Source organism: Limnohabitans lacus (assembly GCF_030053395.1).
GTDB classification, from domain to species: domain Bacteria; phylum Pseudomonadota; class Gammaproteobacteria; order Burkholderiales; family Burkholderiaceae_C; genus Limnohabitans_A; species Limnohabitans_A lacus.
In genome coordinates this window covers 219,163-234,656 of sequence record NZ_JASGBH010000001.1, presented here as the reverse complement: position 1 = coordinate 234,656, position 15,494 = coordinate 219,163, and the positions used below count along the sequence as shown (strand labels likewise).

15 protein-coding genes and 1 tRNA gene are annotated in these 15,494 nt (G+C 59.7%); 1 reads left to right on the top strand and 15 read right to left on the bottom strand.

Annotated elements, in window-relative coordinates; all coding sequences use genetic code 11:
* Positions 1 to 11: 11 nt before the first annotated feature.
* The 14 genes from nuoH to rpsO form a co-directional block, all read right to left on the bottom strand.
* On the bottom strand, positions 12 to 1,094 hold the full coding sequence (nuoH, locus tag QLQ16_RS01205) for an NADH-quinone oxidoreductase subunit NuoH (protein ID WP_283222856.1): 1,083 nt from the start codon (positions 1,092 to 1,094) through the stop codon (positions 12 to 14).
* Positions 1,091 to 3,199 carry an NADH-quinone oxidoreductase subunit NuoG gene (gene nuoG / locus QLQ16_RS01200; protein WP_283222855.1) on the bottom strand — a complete coding sequence of 703 codons (2,109 nt, stop codon included), beginning with the start codon at positions 3,197 to 3,199 and terminating at the stop codon, positions 1,091 to 1,093. The genes nuoH and nuoG overlap by 4 nt, the downstream gene beginning before the upstream one ends.
* Positions 3,192 to 4,568: an NADH-quinone oxidoreductase subunit NuoF gene (gene nuoF / locus QLQ16_RS01195; RefSeq protein WP_283222854.1), complete on the bottom strand. Its 1,377-nt coding sequence runs from the start codon at positions 4,566 to 4,568 to the stop codon at positions 3,192 to 3,194. The genes nuoG and nuoF overlap by 8 nt, the downstream gene beginning before the upstream one ends.
* On the bottom strand, positions 4,568 to 5,056 hold the full coding sequence (nuoE, locus tag QLQ16_RS01190) for an NADH-quinone oxidoreductase subunit NuoE (RefSeq protein ID WP_283222853.1): 489 nt from the start codon (positions 5,054 to 5,056) through the stop codon (positions 4,568 to 4,570). Before nuoE ends, nuoF begins: the two co-directional genes overlap by 1 nt.
* Positions 5,053 to 6,306, bottom strand: a complete 1,254-nt coding sequence (locus QLQ16_RS01185) for an NADH-quinone oxidoreductase subunit D (protein ID WP_283222852.1) — start codon at positions 6,304 to 6,306, stop codon at positions 5,053 to 5,055. The genes nuoE and QLQ16_RS01185 overlap by 4 nt, the downstream gene beginning before the upstream one ends.
* 1 nt (position 6,307) lies before the next feature.
* Complete coding sequence (locus QLQ16_RS01180) at positions 6,308 to 6,916, bottom strand: NADH-quinone oxidoreductase subunit C (RefSeq protein WP_283222851.1); 609 nt, start codon at positions 6,914 to 6,916, stop codon at positions 6,308 to 6,310.
* A gap of 10 nt (positions 6,917 to 6,926) precedes the next feature.
* Positions 6,927 to 7,409: a NuoB/complex I 20 kDa subunit family protein gene (locus QLQ16_RS01175; protein WP_283223117.1), complete on the bottom strand. Its 483-nt coding sequence runs from the start codon at positions 7,407 to 7,409 to the stop codon at positions 6,927 to 6,929.
* 41 nt (positions 7,410 to 7,450) lie between these two features.
* Positions 7,451 to 7,810: an NADH-quinone oxidoreductase subunit A gene (locus QLQ16_RS01170; RefSeq protein ID WP_283222850.1), complete on the bottom strand. Its 360-nt coding sequence runs from the start codon at positions 7,808 to 7,810 to the stop codon at positions 7,451 to 7,453.
* 63 nt (positions 7,811 to 7,873) lie between these two features.
* A tRNA-Leu gene (locus tag QLQ16_RS01165) sits at positions 7,874 to 7,958 on the bottom strand.
* Between the two features lie 143 nt (positions 7,959 to 8,101).
* On the bottom strand, positions 8,102 to 8,470 hold the full coding sequence (secG, locus tag QLQ16_RS01160) for a preprotein translocase subunit SecG (RefSeq protein WP_283222849.1): 369 nt from the start codon (positions 8,468 to 8,470) through the stop codon (positions 8,102 to 8,104).
* A 29-nt stretch (positions 8,471 to 8,499) separates the two neighbouring features.
* Entirely contained in the window at positions 8,500 to 9,246 is a 747-nt protein-coding gene (tpiA, locus tag QLQ16_RS01155) for a triose-phosphate isomerase (RefSeq protein WP_283222848.1), read from the bottom strand.
* A complete protein-coding gene (locus QLQ16_RS01150; protein WP_283222847.1) occupies positions 9,243 to 10,262 on the bottom strand; it encodes an NAD(P)H-quinone oxidoreductase in 1,020 nt (339 codons plus the stop codon). Before QLQ16_RS01150 ends, tpiA begins: the two co-directional genes overlap by 4 nt.
* A 61-nt stretch (positions 10,263 to 10,323) precedes the next feature.
* Entirely contained in the window at positions 10,324 to 12,453 is a 2,130-nt protein-coding gene (gene pnp / locus QLQ16_RS01145; RefSeq protein WP_283222846.1) for a polyribonucleotide nucleotidyltransferase, read from the bottom strand.
* A gap of 209 nt (positions 12,454 to 12,662) precedes the next feature.
* Positions 12,663 to 12,929 (bottom strand): 30S ribosomal protein S15, encoded by a 267-nt coding sequence (gene rpsO, locus QLQ16_RS01140; protein ID WP_019428565.1) that lies wholly within the window; start codon positions 12,927 to 12,929, stop codon positions 12,663 to 12,665.
* Positions 12,930 to 13,272: 343 nt separating this feature from the next.
* On the opposite strand from rpsO, the gene QLQ16_RS01135 reads away from it, so the two are divergent.
* Positions 13,273 to 14,241, top strand: coding sequence for a Bug family tripartite tricarboxylate transporter substrate binding protein (locus tag QLQ16_RS01135; protein ID WP_283222845.1), 969 nt, complete (start codon positions 13,273 to 13,275; stop codon positions 14,239 to 14,241).
* 15 nt (positions 14,242 to 14,256) lie between these two features.
* Here the strand turns inward: QLQ16_RS01135 and QLQ16_RS01130 are convergent, their stop codons facing one another.
* Positions 14,257 to 15,441: a pyridoxal phosphate-dependent aminotransferase gene (locus QLQ16_RS01130; RefSeq protein WP_283222844.1), complete on the bottom strand. Its 1,185-nt coding sequence runs from the start codon at positions 15,439 to 15,441 to the stop codon at positions 14,257 to 14,259.
* Between the last annotated feature and the right edge of the window lie 53 nt (positions 15,442 to 15,494).

The following is a 15,494-nucleotide window of genomic DNA, read 5'->3' as shown; positions in this document are numbered from 1 at the left end:
CTGTACACCGCTCATTTCCAGATGTTCCAGGGTGAGAACAGCCAAGCGCCCACCACCAGCAGCCACACCAAAGTGACCGGAATGAAAATCTTCCAGCCCAGACGCATGATCTGGTCGTAACGGAAGCGCGGGAATGTGGCACGGATCCAGATGAACATGGACACGACCAAGAATGTTTTCAGGCCCAGCCAGATCCAACCGGGGATCCAGTTGAACAAGGCGCTGTCGATGGGCGACAACCAGCCGCCCAAGAACATGATCACAGCCAAGATGGACACGAGCCACATGCTGGCATATTCGGCCAAGAAGAAGATCGCAAAGCCCATGCCCGAGTACTCGACCATGTGACCGGCCACGATTTCGGCTTCGCCTTCCACCACGTCAAAGGGGTGACGGTTGGTTTCGGCCACGCCCGAGATCAGGTAGACCAAGAAGATCGGCAACAAAGGCAGCCAGTTCCAAGACAAGAAGTTCAGACCCATGCGGGCCATGCTGCCTTTGTCTTGGGCCAACACGATGTCGGTCAGGTTCATGCTGCCGGTGACCATCAGGACCACCAGGAAACAAAAACCCATCGCGATTTCGTAGCTGACCATCTGGGCCGAAGCACGCAGCGCACCCAAGAAGGCGTACTTGGAATTCGATGCCCAGCCGGCAATGATCACACCGTACACCTCGATCGAGGTGATGGCCATCACCAGCATCAAGCCAGCGTTGAGGTTGGTCAACGCGACTTCAGGGCCAAAAGGAATCGCCACCCAAGCGGCCAGCGCGGGCATGATGGCCATGATCGGGCCCAAACGGAACAAGCCTTGGCTGGCCGCTGTGGGGTTGATCAGTTCTTTGGTCAGCAACTTGAGCGCATCAGCGATCGGCTGCAGCAAACCCATGGGGCCCACGCGGTTGGGGCCGTGGCGCACTTGCATGAAGCCCAAGAGCTTGCGCTCCCACAGCGTCAGGTAAGCCACAGCGCCCATCAGCGGCGCCAAGATGGCCACGATCTTGAGCAAGATCCAAAGCACTGGCCAGACCATGGCAGTCCACCAAGTGGCCGCGACCAGGTTCAGGCCGCCGTTGTACAGAGCGTCAATCATGGGGTCACCTCCTGGCGAGCGTCTGCAGTCAACTGCAAGGACGGTGCACGGCGCACGATGCCATCGAGTTGGTAAATGGGCGCCACGCAAGGCGCGCCAGCATCAGCTGCCAAGTTGATCGCAGCGCGTGTCGCGTTGGATGCCGCCAGCGGCTTGGCCGTGGCACGGGCCAGCACGTCTTGAGAGGTCTCAAAAGACACGCCAGGCACGTCCAACAAATTGGCCAGCACGCGCAGCACTTTCCAAGCTGGGCGGGTTTCAGCCAAAGGCTTGACCACAGCGTGGAAGCTTTGCAGACGGCCTTCCGCGTTCACAAACGAGCCCGAAGTCTCGGTGAACGGTGCGATCGGCAACAACACATCGCTGAAAGCCATGTTGGCTTTGAACGGGCTGAGCGTGACGACCATCTCGGCCTGGCCCAGAGCCTGCGCGGCGGCGGTGCCTGCAGCGCTGTCAAACTCAGGTTCGGTGTTGAGCAAGATGGCGGCTTTCAAGCCACCGGCCAACATTTGGCCAGCGTTCTTGCCACCGGTTTGAGGCTGAGCACCCACCCACTGCGCACCCACGGTGTTGGCAGATTCGGTCAGGTAACCCACAGTCGCGCCGGTTTGCTCGCCGATCCAGTTGGCCAAGGCCAGCAGGCTCGACGCGTTGGCGTGGTGTGCTGCGGCATTGCCCAGCAACACGGCCTTGCGCTCGCCGCCCAACAAGGACTTGGCGATGGCTTGCGCTTGCGCGGTGGCGTTGCCAGTGGCAGGCGCTGCAACGCCCTTTTCTGCTGCAATGGCTGCGGCCACATCGGCCAAACCCTGAGCCCAAGCCGAAGCATCGGCCAGCACCGCTTGCGCCACAGGCATGGCCCAAGCGTCAGCGTGGCGCAAAGCCGCAGGCGATGTGATGACGTTCAGCTGAGCACCGTGGCGCACAGCGTGGCGCACGCGCAAAGCAAACAAAGGATGGTCCTTGCGCAGGTTGGAGCCCACGACCAGCACGCGCTGCAATGTGGACAGCGATGCGATCGAGGTGCCCAGCGTGCGCACGCCTTCAGCAGCGCCAAATTCGGCATTGCGCAAGCGGTGGTCGATGTTGTCAGAACCCAAGCCACGCACCAAAGCGCCAGCCAGGTACAACTCTTCAACGGTGCTCTGAGGGCTCACCAATGCGCCGATGCTGTTGGCACCATGGTCGCGCTGGATGTTTTTGAGACCATTGGCCACGTATTCCAAAGCGGTTTGCCAATCCACGGTTTTCCACTCGCCGCCTTGCTTGAGCATGGGCTGTGTCAAACGCTCGGCACCGTTCAAGGCTTCGTACGAGAAACGGTCGCGGTCAGCAATCCAGCACTCGTTGACGTCTTCGTTTTCCAGGGGCACGACGCGCATGACCTGGTTGTTCTTGACCTGCACGATCAGGTTGGCACCCGAGGAGTCGTGCGCAGCGATCGACTTGCGGCGTGACAACTCCCAAGTGCGGGCGTTGTAGCGGAAAGGCTTGCTGGTCAAAGCGCCCACAGGGCAGATGTCGATCATGTTGCCCGACAGTTCGGAGTCGATCGTCTGACCCAAGAAGGTCTCGATCTCGGCGTGTTCGCCACGGTTGGACATGCCCAACTCCATGTCGCCCGCCACTTCCTGACCAAAGCGCACGCAACGTGTGCAGTGGATGCAGCGGCTCATCTCTTCCATGGAGATCAGCGGGCCGACTTCCTTGTGGAAGACCACGCGCTTTTCTTCTTCGAAGCGTGACTTGGAGCCGCCATAACCCACGGCCAAATCTTGCAACTGGCACTCACCGCCTTGGTCGCAAATGGGGCAATCCAGGGGGTGGTTGATCAGCAAAAATTCCATGACCGACTTTTGAGCCGCAATGGCTTTGTCGCTCTTGGTGCGCACGATCATGCCTTGCGTCACCGGTGTGGCGCAGGCGGGCATCGGCTTGGGGGCTTTTTCAACCTCGACCAAGCACATGCGGCAGTTGGCCGCGATGGAGAGTTTTTTGTGATAGCAGAAATGCGGGATGTAGGTGCCAGCTTTTTCAGCGGCATGCATCAACATGCTGCCTTCGGCAACTTCCACTTTCTGACCGTCGAGTTCTATTTCAACCATGGGTCTTCACCGTTGACACATCGGCACCGACCATGCAGGTCTTGTGATCGATGTGGTGTACAAATTCGTGACGGAAATGCTTGAGCATGCCGCGCACCGGCATGGCCGCTGCGTCGCCCAAGGCGCAAATCGTGCGGCCCATGATGTTGCCGGCCACGCTGTCGAGCATCTCGATGTCGCTGGCACGGCCCTGGCCGTTTTCAATGCGGTCCACCATGCGCCAGAGCCAACCCGTGCCTTCGCGGCAAGGGGTGCATTGGCCGCAGGATTCGTGCGAATAGAAGTAAGACAAGCGGGCCAAGGCCTTGACCATGCAACGCGTGTCGTCCATCACAATGACCGCGCCCGAACCCAACATCGAACCGCCCTCTTTGGCGATGCTGTCGTAGTCCATGGTCAGCGTCATCATCAGGTCGCCAGGGATGACGGGCGAAGACGAGCCGCCCGGGATCACGGCCTTGAGCTTGCGGCCACCGCGCACGCCACCGGCCAATTCAAGCAGCTTGGCAAACGGTGTGCCCATGGGCACTTCGTAGTTGCCGGGGCGCTCCACGTCACCACTGACCGAGAAGATCTTAGTGCCGCCGTTGTTGGGCTTGCCACATTCCAGATAGGCCTGACCACCGTTGCGGATGATCCAAGGCACAGCAGCGAATGTTTCGGTGTTGTTGATGGTGGTGGGCTTGCCGTACAAGCCAAAGCTGGCGGGGAACGGCGGCTTGAAGCGTGGCTGGCCTTTTTTGCCTTCCAGCGATTCGAGCAAAGCAGTTTCTTCGCCGCAGATGTAAGCGCCAAAACCGTGCGAGGCGTGCAGCTGGAAGCTGTAGGTGCTGCCCAGGATGTTGTCGCCCAGGTAGCCTGCAGCGCGGGCTTCTTCCAAAGCCGCTTCAAAGCGCTCGTAGGTGTGGAAGATTTCGCCGTGGATATAGTTGTAACCCACGCTGATGCCCATGGCATAAGCAGCGATGATCATGCCTTCGATCACCGTGTGGGGGTTGTACTCCATGATGTCACGGTCTTTGCACGTGCCCGGCTCGCCCTCGTCCGAGTTACAGACCAGGTACTTCTGACCTGGGAACTGGCGGGGCATGAAGCTCCACTTCAGGCCGGTGGGGAAACCCGCACCGCCACGACCACGCAGACCGGACTCTTTCACCGTGGCGATCACCTGATCTTGCGTCAGGCCTTCACCACCGTCTTTGCCCAAAATCTTGCGCAAGGCCGCGTAGCCGCCACGTGCTTCGTAATCTTGGATGCGCCAGTTGCTGCCATTCAAGCCCGCATAAATCTGGGGGTTGATGTGACGGTCATGAAAGCAAGTTTCCACGCCCGTGGCTTGGAATTGGTTCAGAACTTGTTGGACGTTCATCAGACGGCCTCCGCTTTCTTCAGGCTGTCGACCAACTGATCCAGTTTGTCGTGGCTCATGAAGCTGCACATGTGGCGGTCGTTGACCAACAGCACCGGCGCATCGGCGCAAGCGCCTTGGCATTCGCTGGGCTGCAAAGTGAACAGGCCATCGGCCGTGGTTTCACCCGCATGCACGCCCAATTTGTGCTCCAGATGCTCCAGGGCTTTTTGGCCCCCGCGCAGCTGGCAAGGCAGGTTGGTGCAAACGTTCAACTTGAACTTGCCCACCGGCTTTTGGTTGTACATGTTGTAGAAGGTGGTCACTTCGTGCACCGCCATCACAGGCATGCCCAAGTAATCCGCCACGACCTGCTCGCTGTCGGGGCTCACCCAGCCGAGTTCTTGCTGAACGATCGACAGGCAGGCCATCACGGCCGACTGTTTTTGATCCGCAGGGAACTTGGCGACTTCACGCGCAAAGCGTGCTTTCGTTGACTCAGAGATCATCGGTCAATCTCTCCAAAAACAATGTCCATGGTGCCGATGATCGCGACCGCATCGGCCAGCATGTGGCCACGGGCCATCTCATCGAGCGTGGCCAGATGGGCGAAGCCCGGGGCACGAATTTTCAAACGGTAAGGCTTGTTGGCGCCATCGCTGACCATGTAGATGCCGAACTCGCCCTTGGGGTGCTCGACAGCGGCATAGGCCTCGCCTTCGGGCACGCGGAAACCTTCAGAAAAGAGCTTGAAGTGGTGGATCAAGTCTTCCATATTGGACTTCATGCCTTCGCGGGCTGGCGGTGCCACCTTGTGGTTGTCGGTGATGACCGGGCCGGGGTTGGCACGCAACCACTTGACGCACTGCTGGATGATGCGGTTCGATTCGCGCATCTCTTGCACACGCACCAGGTAACGGTCGTAGCTGTCACCGGTCTTGCCCACAGGAATGTCGAACTCGACTTGGTCGTACGCATCGTAGGGCTGGGTCTTGCGCAAGTCCCAAGCGAAGCCAGAGCCGCGCAGCATGGGGCCGGTCATGCCCAGGTTCAGGGCGCGCTCGGGCGGCACCACGCCGATGCCGACGGTGCGCTGCTTCCAGATGCGGTTGTCAGTCAGCAGGGTTTCGTATTCGTCCACGCACTTGGGGAAGCGCTGCGAGAAGTCATCGATGAAGTCCAGCAAGGAACCGCTGCGGTTCTTGTTGAGTTGCTCGATGGCTTTGGCGTTTTTGATCTTGCTGACCTTGTACTGCGGCATGCTGTCCGGCAGATCGCGGTACACACCACCGGGACGGAAATACGCGGCGTGCATGCGCGCGCCCGACACGGCTTCGTACATGTCGAACAGGTCTTCACGCTCGCGGAAGGTGTAGATCAGGATGGTCGAGCTGCCGCAGTCGTTGCCGTGCGAGCCGAGCCACATAAGGTGGTTCAGGACGCGTGTGATTTCCGAGAACATCACGCGGATGTACTGGGCGCGCATAGGTACTTCTAAGCCCAACATCTTTTCGATGGCCAGGCAATAGGCGTGCTCGTTGCACATCATGGACACATAGTCCAAGCGGTCCATGTAGGGCAGCGACTGGATGTAAGTCTTGTGCTCGGCCAGCTTTTCGGTGGCGCGGTGCAGCAAGCCGATGTGCGGATCGGCGCGTTGCACGACTTCACCGTCGAGCTCCAGCACCAAGCGCAACACACCGTGTGCTGCAGGGTGCTGAGGACCGAAGTTCAGGGTGTAGTTTTTGATTTCGGCCATATCAGTTCAGGCCTCCGTAGTTCTCTTCACGGATGATGCGCGGCGTGATTTCGCGTGGCTCGATGCTCACGGGTTCATAGACCACACGCTTGCGCTCGGCGTCGTAACGCATTTCGACATGGCCCGACAAGGGGAAGTCTTTGCGGAAAGGGTGACCAATGAAGCCGTAGTCGGTCAAGATGCGGCGCAAGTCGTTGTGACCTTCGAACACGATGCCAAACAGGTCAAACGCTTCGCGCTCGTACCAGTTAGCAGAGTTCCACAGCGCGTTGACCGAGGCCACCAAGGGCAATTCGTCGTCGGGGCACAACACCTTGACGCGCACGCGCTGGTTCAGGCTCACCGACAAGAGGTGCACGGTCACGCCAAAACGGGGACCGTCGGTGCCGACTTCGCGGTAGGTGGAATAGTCCACACCAGCCAAGTCGATGAGTTGTTCAAATTTGCAAGCTGCCGCATCGCGCAGGGTTTGCATGACGCTCAAATAGTGGGCGGCGTTGACATGCACGGTCACCTCACCCAAGGCGACAGTGATCTGGGCAGCGCGCTCACCCAGCGCGGCGGCCAGGGTGTTTTGCAGGTCTTCGGGGCGAATGGCGAAGTTGGTCATCGTCACTCCCTCAAACACGCGCAATGGTGTGCGTGCGGCGGATCTTCTGCTGCAGCTGGATGATGCCGTAGATCAAGGCTTCTGCTGTGGGTGGGCAGCCGGGCACATACACATCCACCGGCACCACGCGGTCGCAACCACGCACCACCGAATAGCTGTAGTGGTAGTAACCGCCGCCGTTGGCGCACGAGCCCATGGAGATGACCCAACGGGGCTCCGACATCTGGTCGTACACCTTGCGCAGAGCGGGGGCCATCTTGTTGCACAAGGTGCCGGCCACGATCATCAGATCGGACTGGCGAGGACTGGCGCGAAAAACCTCGGCGCCAAAGCGACCGAGGTCATAACGGGCTGCCGCCGCATGCATCATTTCGACCGCGCAGCAAGCCAGACCGAACGTCATGGGCCAGAGCGAACCGGTTTTGGCCCAATTCACCACAGAGTCGTAACTCGTGGTGATGAAGCCTTCCTTCATCACGCCTTCAATCATTATTTATCCTCAAACAGGCTGAATGCTGTTGTCAATGCGGACTGTCATTCCCAGTCCAGGGCGCCTTTTTTCCACTCGTAGACAAAGCCCACGACCAGAATCGACAAGAAAATCACCACGGCCACAAAGCCGGCGACACCCACTTCCTTGAGCGCAACAGCCCAAGGGAACAGGAAGGCAATTTCCAAATCGAACAAGATGAACAAAATGGCCACCAGGTAGTAGCGCACGTCGAACTTCATGCGAGCGTCTTCGAAGGCTTCGAAGCCGCATTCATAGGGGGAGTTTTTTTCCGCGTCAGGTCGGTTGGGGCCGAGGATGTAACCCAAAACCTGGGGAATGATGCCGACAGCGATGCCGACCAAAATGAACAAAAGAATGGGAAGGTACTGGTCGAGGTTCATCTTGAGACTACCGGATCACCGAATAAAGAGCCCAGGCACAAGGCCTGAGCTGCTCTGATTGTCTGGTGCCGTCGGCGAGACTCGAACTCGCACAGCTTTCGCCACTACCCCCTCAAGATAGCGTGTCTACCAATTTCACCACGACGGCGGGATGCATTGAACGGATGGCTTGAGGAAGCATGTTTCCACACTTTTCGCTCTCCGGACAATCCCGTATTCTACTCTGAAACCCAGTCAGTTCCCTGTCAAAAAACCCGAAATTTGTGCGCAGCAACAAAGCTGATCACAAGCTTACTTGGCAGGTGCTGCCGGGGCGTTGCCTGGAATTTGTGAAGCGGTGCTGTTGTCCACCGCAGGTGCTGCGGGTGCAGGGGCTGTCACAGCGGCGCCTTCGAGCACGCTGCCCGTCGAAGCCGCAGGGCGGTTGTTGCCCAGATAGGCCAAAAGCAAGGTGCACACAAAAAACACAGCGGCCAAAACAGACGTGGTGCGCGACAAGAAATTGGCACCACCGGTGGCGCCAAACAGGCTGCCCGAACCGCCGCTGCCAAAAGCAGCGCCCATGTCGGCACCCTTGCCATGCTGCACCAAGATCAAGCCGATCATGGCCAAGGCCGACAGCATTTGCACCACCAAGATCACAGTCATCAAAAAGCTCATCTCTTCACTCCAATTTCAAATGAAAAAGCTCAGCAGGACGCTGAAGCCAAAATACTCAAAAAGTCTGGCGCCTTCAGGGCTGCGCCACCGATCAGGCCGCCATCCACATCGGGCTGGTCCAACAAGGTCGAGGCATTGGCCGCATTCATGCTGCCGCCGTACAAAATCGAAATCCTGTCCGCATGCGCACTGGCCGCCTGCAATTGCTTGCGCAACAGGGCGTGCACTTCTTGCGCTTGCTCGGGCGTGGCCGTCAAGCCGGTGCCAATGGCCCACACCGGCTCATAAGCCAGCACGATCTCGCTGATGCAATGCCCGTTGGTGTGGATCACGGCCGCCAGCTGGCGTTTGACCACCGCTTCCGTTTGCCCGGCTGCTCGCTCGGCTTGGGTCTCACCCACACACACGATGGGGGTGATGCCTGCCGACAAGGCCCGCTGGGCTTTGGTGGCCACCAAAGCATCGCTTTCGGCATGGTACTGGCGGCGCTCAGAATGGCCCACGATGCAGTAGCGCGATCCAAAATCCCGCAACATCGAAACCGCCACTTCACCCGTGTAGGCACCCGCTTCGTGCGCCGATACGTCTTGAGCTCCCCAAGCGAGGGCCGAACCACTGAGCAATGCCTGCATCTGCGCCAAATAAGGCGCAGGCACGCACACAGCGGCGCGGCAAGTCACGCCGCTCATGCCTTTCTGAATGTCGGCCAGCAAAGACGCATTGGCAGCCAAGCTGCCATTCATCTTCCAGTTGCCAACGATCAGTTTGCTTTTCATGCACCAACCCAATTCAAAACGATTTTGCCCACGTGCTGGTTGGACTCCATCAAGGCATGTGCGCAGGCCGCCCCAGAAGGCATGCCCGCTTGCGCTTGCTGGGCTTCAAACACGCTGTGAATCACAGGCTTGATCCGACCAGATTCCAAGGCAGGCCATACGTTGTCACGCAAAGCGCGAGCGATGGCGCCCTTGAATTCGATGGACCGTGGACGCAGCGTAGAGCCGGTGATGGTCAAACGGCGACGCAAGACAGCGCCCGCATTGAAGCCACTTTCCAAGCCGCCTTGAACCGCGATGATGACCAAACGGCCATCTTCGGCCAAGGCCTCCACTTCGCGCGCCACATAGTCGCCTGCGACCATGTCCAAAATCACGTTCACACCCACCCCGCCCGTCAGGCGCTTGGCCTCAGCGACGAAGTCGGTGGTTTTGTAATTGATGGCGTGGTCCGCACCCAAAGCCAGGCAAGCCTGGCATTTTTCGTCCGAACCTGCCGTCACGATCACCGTGGCACCCGCGGCCTTGGCCATCTGGATGGCGGTGACGCCGATGCCGCTCGACCCACCTTGGATCAGCAAAGTCTCGCCCGCTTGCAAATGCCCACGGTCAAACACATTGCTCCAAACGGTGAAAAAGGTCTCGGGCAAAGAGGCTGCTTCGATGTCGGTCAAACCCTTGGGCACTGGCAGGCACTGAGCCACCGGCGCCACGCAAAGCTCGGCGTAACCACCGCCTGCCACCAATGCGCAAACACGGTCGCCCACAGCGAAACCCGACGCGGCCATGGCCAAGGCATCGCCTGCCACCACCACACCCGCCACTTCCAGACCCGGAATGTCCGAGGCACCGGGTGGCACAGGGTACAGGCCCCTGCGCTGCAGCACATCGGGGCGATTGACCCCGCTGGCCGACACGCGGATGAGCAACTCCCCTGCCCCGGCAACCGGGTCAGGGCGTTGTGCAGGCACCAGCACCGCAGGGGCGCCAGGACTTTGAATTTCGATGACGTTCATGATGCAAGGCCCAGGTTGAAGCCGACAAGGGCCGGCCCTCACAGGCCCGCCCTTGCGTGCATTACTGCTGCTGTTGCTGTTGTTGAGCGCCTTGAGCAGGACGGTCCAACAATGCTTTCATCGACAACTTGACGCGGCCTTTTTCGTCTGTTTCCAGAACCTTGACTTTGACGATCTGGCCTTCGCTCAGGTAGTCGGTCACCTTCTCAACGCGCTCGTGGGCGATCTGGCTGATGTGCAGCAGACCGTCTTTGCCAGGCAACAGGTTGATCAGGGCACCGAAGTCCAAGATCTTGGTCACAGGGCCCTCGTAGACCTTGCCGATTTCGACTTCGGCGGTGATCTGCTCGATGCGCTTCTTAGCGATCTCGGCCTTCTCGCCGTCGGTGGCCGCGATGGTGATCGTGCCGTCTTCTTCGATGTTGATCTGGCAGCCGGTTTCTTCGGTCAGGGCGCGGATGGTGGCGCCGCCTTTGCCGATCACGTCACGGATCTTCTCGGGGTTGATCTTCATGGTGAAGAGCTTGGGTGCGAAATCAGACACTTCGGTGTTGGCTTCGCTCATCGCTTCTTGCATCTTGCCCAGAATGTGCATTCGGGCTTCTTTGGCTTGGGCCAAAGCGACTTGCATGATTTCCTTGGTGATGCCCTGGATCTTGATGTCCATCTGCAAAGCGGTGATGCCGTTGGTGGTACCGGCCACTTTGAAGTCCATGTCACCCAGGTGGTCTTCGTCACCCAAGATGTCGGTCAACACCGCAAAGCGGTTGTCTTCCTTGATCAGGCCCATGGCGATACCGGCCACGTGGGCTTTCATTGGCACGCCAGCGTCCATCATCGACAAGCAGCCGCCGCAGACCGAAGCCATGGACGAGGAACCGTTCGATTCGGTGATTTCAGACACCACACGCAGGGTGTAGGGAAATTCTTCTTTGGTTGGCAACACAGCGGCCAGAGCACGCTTGGCCAGGCGGCCGTGGCCGATTTCGCGGCGCTTGGTCGAGCCCATGCGGCCCACTTCGCCAGTGGCAAAGGGAGGCATGTTGTAGTGGAACATGAAGCGGTCTTCGAACTCGCCAGCCAAAGCGTCGATGCGCTGTGCATCGCGCTCGGTGCCCAGGGTCGTCACGACCAAAGCTTGGGTTTCACCACGGGTGAACAAGGCCGAGCCGTGGGTGCGGGGCAACACGCTGTTGCGGATTTCGATGGGGCGCACAGTGCGTGTGTCGCGGCCGTCGATGCGGGGCTCACCGGCCAGGATCTGGCTGCGCACGATGCGGGCTTCGATTTCGAACATCAAACCGTCGAGCTTGACTGCGTCGAAGGCCACGCCCTCTTCGGCCAAAGCGACTTTGACCGAGGCGTAGGCTTCACGGCAAGCGTGCGTGCGGGCTTGCTTGTTGCGCAACTGATAAGCCGCGCGCAATTTTTCTTCGGCCAAAGAAGCCAGCTTGGCTTCGAAAGCGGTGTCGCGGGCAGGCGCTTGCCAGTCCCACACAGGCTTGCCGGCTTCGCGCACCAACTCGTGGATGGCGTTGATGGCGGTCTGGCTTTGCTCGTGGCCATAGACCACAGCGCCCAACATGATTTCTTCGGACAGTTGCAGGGCTTCGGATTCGACCATCAGCACAGCGGCTTCGGTACCGGCCACCACCAGATCCATCACGCTGTCTTTGCGCTGGGTCTGGCCGGGGTTCAGAACGTATTCGCCGTTGATGTAACCCACGCGAGCGGCGCCGATGGGGCCGTTGAACGGGATGCCCGAGATGGACAAGGCGGCAGACACGGCGATCATCGCGGCGATGTCGGCATCAACTTCAGGGTTCAAAGACACGGTGTGGATGACCACGTGCACGTCGTTGTAGAAACCTTCGGGGAACAGAGGACGGATCGGGCGGTCGATCAGGCGGCTGGTCAGGGTCTCGTGCTCGCTGGGCTTGGCTTCACGCTTGAAGAAGCTGCCGGGGATTTTGCCTGCGGCATAAGTTTTCTCGATGTAATCGACCGTGAGGGGGAAGAAGTCTTGACCGGCTTTGGCGATCTTGGAACCCACGACGGTGGCCAGCACCACGGTGCCTTCCATGTCGAGCAGCACAGCGCCGCCAGCTTGGCGAGCAACTTCGCCGGTTTCCATCTTGACCGTGTGCTGGCCCCACTGGAATGTTTTGGTAACTTTATTGAAAATGGACATGTTCAGAACTCCTGAAACAAAAAGGGCATGAGGCTGCCCCCGGGGCCCGAAATCTGACGCTCTGAACTCGATGCCATTCCACAAAACCTTGGCCTCAAAGCCTTGTGGAATGACACAGCGCGGGTTCTTCCTGACAAATTCCGACTGAAAAAAGAATAAAGCGCCTGAGCTAGCGAGCTAACTCAGGCGCTTTTCATCTGGAGAGACGATTACTTACGCAGGCCAAGCTTGGCGATCAGCGCAACGTAACGGTCAGCATCACGGGACTTGAGGTAGTCCAGCAGCTTGCGGCGACGGCTCACCATGCGCAGCAGGCCACGGCGACCGTGATGGTCTTTGGCGTGTGTTTTGAAGTGGGGGGTCAACTCGTTGATGCGAGCAGTCAGCAAAGCGACTTGGACTTCTGGGGAGCCAGTGTCGTTGGCGGCACGTGCGTTGGCCTTGACGACCTCGGCCTTGATCGAAGATGCGATCATGGTATTTCCTTGTTATTCGCCTTCATTCGGTGAGGAATTTCAGCGGGTTAATGACTTGCGCCACCTGCTGGAAAAGCGGATGGCGTGCGCTTTGCAAATCGCAAAACAGGCGGATTATAGCCCGAAACAACGCTCTAAAGCCAATCGCGCTGGCCCGCACAAGGCGATTTGGCAGGTCGGACGCTTCAGCGCCGACATGGGCGAGCTCGGCTCAGACCTTGTGTCGGGCCTGAAGGTACCGACCTACCCCCTACCAGCCGGTCAACATGGGCGACAGTTAAAGGGTTTTCACCATCCGGGGCGCCCCGGCAACTGCCTAAAGTGGCGGCAAAGGAGCTTTTTCATGAAACTTGCCTTCGCCCCCCTCGCCCTGGTGCTGGCCGGTCTGTTGACCACCCAGGCCCCTTCCGCCTTGGCTCAGACCTACCCCGCCAAACCCATCCGCTTGGTCGTGACCTTCACGCCCGGCGGTGCGCCCGACATTTTGGCCAGGCTTTTCAGCGAGAAAGCCCAACTGGGCCAACCGGTCGTCATCGACAACAAACCGGGCGCGGGCGGCAACATCGGGGCCGACATCGTGGCCAAATCCTCCGGCGACGGCTACACCCTGGTCATGGGCACCGTGGGCACGCACTCCATCAATGGGGCGCTGTACGACAAGATGCCCTACGACATGGTGAAGAACTTCTCCCCCATCTCGCTGGTCGCCTCAGCACCCAACCTGCTGGTGGTGAACAACGACCTGCCGGTCAAAAGCGTGCCCGAGCTGATCGCCTACATGAAGGCCAACCCCAACAAACTGTCGTTTGGCTCGCCCGGCACTGGCACCTCCGTGCACGTTTCGGGCGAATTGTTCAAGTCCATGACCGGCACCAGCATGACCCACGTGCCCTACAAAGGCCGCCAATTCGCCATCCCCGACCTGGTGGGCGGCAGCATCCAGCTGATGTTTGACAACATGCCCTCGGCCCTGCCCATGGCCCGCGAAGGCAAAATCCGCGCCCTGGCCCAAACCACCGCCAAACGCTCCCCCGCTGCACCCGATGTGCCGACCATGGCCGAATTTGTGCCCGGTTTTGAAGCCACCACCTGGTTTGCCATGTTTGCACCGGCCAACGTGCCCAAGCCGATCATCGACAAGCTCAACGCCGAAGTCCTGCGTGTGTTCCGCCTGCCCGAAGTTCAAGAACGCCTGAAAACACTGGGCCTGGACCCGGTGCTTTCTACGCCCGAAGAACTGGCCCGGTACCAAGCGGTTGAAATCACCAAATGGGCGAAGGTGGTCAAAGAGTCTGGGGCCAAGGCAGAGTGAAACAGGCCTAGCGGCTCACGGTGCAGCCAACCACCCCTTAAGCCTCTCCACCCCCTGCGCCAATCGGCTCAGATCTTTGGACGCAAAGCACCAGCGCAGCCAGCCTGCGGCCTCGGGGGCGAAGGCTTCGCCGGGGGCCAGGCCCAAGCCGGCTTCGGCAACCAGGCGCTTGGCGGTCAGCACCGCGTCGGGGTGACCTTCCAGCTTGAAAAATGCGTACATGCCGCCTTTAGACGGGGCCACTTGCACGCCCGGCACGGCTTGCAAGAGGGGCACCAGGGTGTTGCGGCAGGCTTTGAGGTGGGCGACCACGCGGGGCGTGATGTCTGCGGTGTTTTGCAAAGCGACCACACCGGCCCGCTGGGTGAAGACCGAGGCGCAGGAGGTGTTGAACTCGATCAGCTTGCCCATGTGCGGCGTCATGGCCGGTGGCATCACCAGCCAGCCCAAGCGCCAGCCGGTCATCAAGAAACTCTTGGAGAAGCTGTGCACCACGACCAGCCGGTCATCGGGCTCGGCCACGTCCAAAAAGGACGGGGCGCAGCCGTTGGGAGTGTCGGTGTCGTAATACAGGCGCTCGTAGACCTCGTCGGCCAGCACCCAGGTGCCGGTGCTGCGGCAATGCGCCAAGATTTCGGCTTGTTCGGCGCGGCTGAGCGTCCAGCCCGTGGGGTTGTTGGGCGAGTTGACGATCAGCATTCGCGTCGTGAGCGTGATTGCGGCTTTGAGCGCGGCCATGTCGAGCTGCCATTGGCCGTTCACCGGGCGCAGGGCCACGCATTTCAATTGCGCGCCCATCACCAGCGCCTGCGCCGTCAAGTTGGGCCACACCGGAGTGACGGCGACCACCTCATCGCCCGCGTCGATCAGGGCTTGCGCGGCCAGCATCAGCGCATTCACGCCACCCGAGGTGATGGCGATGCGGTCCATGTGGATGGGGCCATGCAGCGACGACATGTAGTCCGACACCGCTTGGCGCAACTCGGGCAGGCCGAGGTTGTGCGAATAAAAGGTCTCACCACGCTGCATCGAATCGATGGCGGCCTGTCGCACCACATCGGGCGTGACTTCGTCGGATTCGCCAAACCAAAAAGCCAACACATCGGGCCGGCCCATGCCGGCGTTGGCCACTTCGCGGATGCGGGACTCTTCCAGATCGAGCACGGTCTGGCGCATGAAAGGAGGTGCTTTGTCGTTCATGGCTTGATCCTAACTTCTGAGCGGTTCACCTGCATGCAGGCTTGCGAAATTTA

Bases quoted from the DNA above. Each gene is read 5' to 3' on its own strand.
- QLQ16_RS01180 (WP_283222851.1), bottom strand. From the start codon at position 6,916: ATGACCAACTTCGCCATTCGCCCCGAAGACCTGCAAAACACCCTGGCC.
- nuoE (WP_283222853.1), bottom strand. From the start codon at position 5,056: ATGATCTCTGAGTCAACGAAAGCACGCTTTGCGCGTGAAGTCGCCAAG.
- QLQ16_RS01170 (WP_283222850.1), bottom strand. From the start codon at position 7,810: ATGAACCTCGACCAGTACCTTCCCATTCTTTTGTTCATTTTGGTCGGC.
- tpiA (WP_283222848.1), bottom strand. From the start codon at position 9,246: ATGAAAAGCAAACTGATCGTTGGCAACTGGAAGATGAATGGCAGCTTG.
- QLQ16_RS01150 (WP_283222847.1), bottom strand. From the start codon at position 10,262: ATGAACGTCATCGAAATTCAAAGTCCTGGCGCCCCTGCGGTGCTGGTG.
- nuoH (WP_283222856.1), bottom strand. From the start codon at position 1,094: ATGATTGACGCTCTGTACAACGGCGGCCTGAACCTGGTCGCGGCCACT.
- rpsO (WP_019428565.1), bottom strand. From the start codon at position 12,929: ATGATCGCATCTTCGATCAAGGCCGAGGTCGTCAAGGCCAACGCACGT.
- QLQ16_RS01130 (WP_283222844.1), bottom strand. From the start codon at position 15,441: ATGAACGACAAAGCACCTCCTTTCATGCGCCAGACCGTGCTCGATCTG.
- QLQ16_RS01135 (WP_283222845.1), top strand. From the start codon at position 13,273: ATGAAACTTGCCTTCGCCCCCCTCGCCCTGGTGCTGGCCGGTCTGTTG.
- QLQ16_RS01185 (WP_283222852.1), bottom strand. From the start codon at position 6,306: ATGGCCGAAATCAAAAACTACACCCTGAACTTCGGTCCTCAGCACCCT.
- pnp (WP_283222846.1), bottom strand. From the start codon at position 12,453: ATGTCCATTTTCAATAAAGTTACCAAAACATTCCAGTGGGGCCAGCAC.
- nuoF (WP_283222854.1), bottom strand. From the start codon at position 4,568: ATGAACGTCCAACAAGTTCTGAACCAATTCCAAGCCACGGGCGTGGAA.
- nuoG (WP_283222855.1), bottom strand. From the start codon at position 3,199: ATGGTTGAAATAGAACTCGACGGTCAGAAAGTGGAAGTTGCCGAAGGC.
- secG (WP_283222849.1), bottom strand. From the start codon at position 8,470: ATGAGCTTTTTGATGACTGTGATCTTGGTGGTGCAAATGCTGTCGGCC.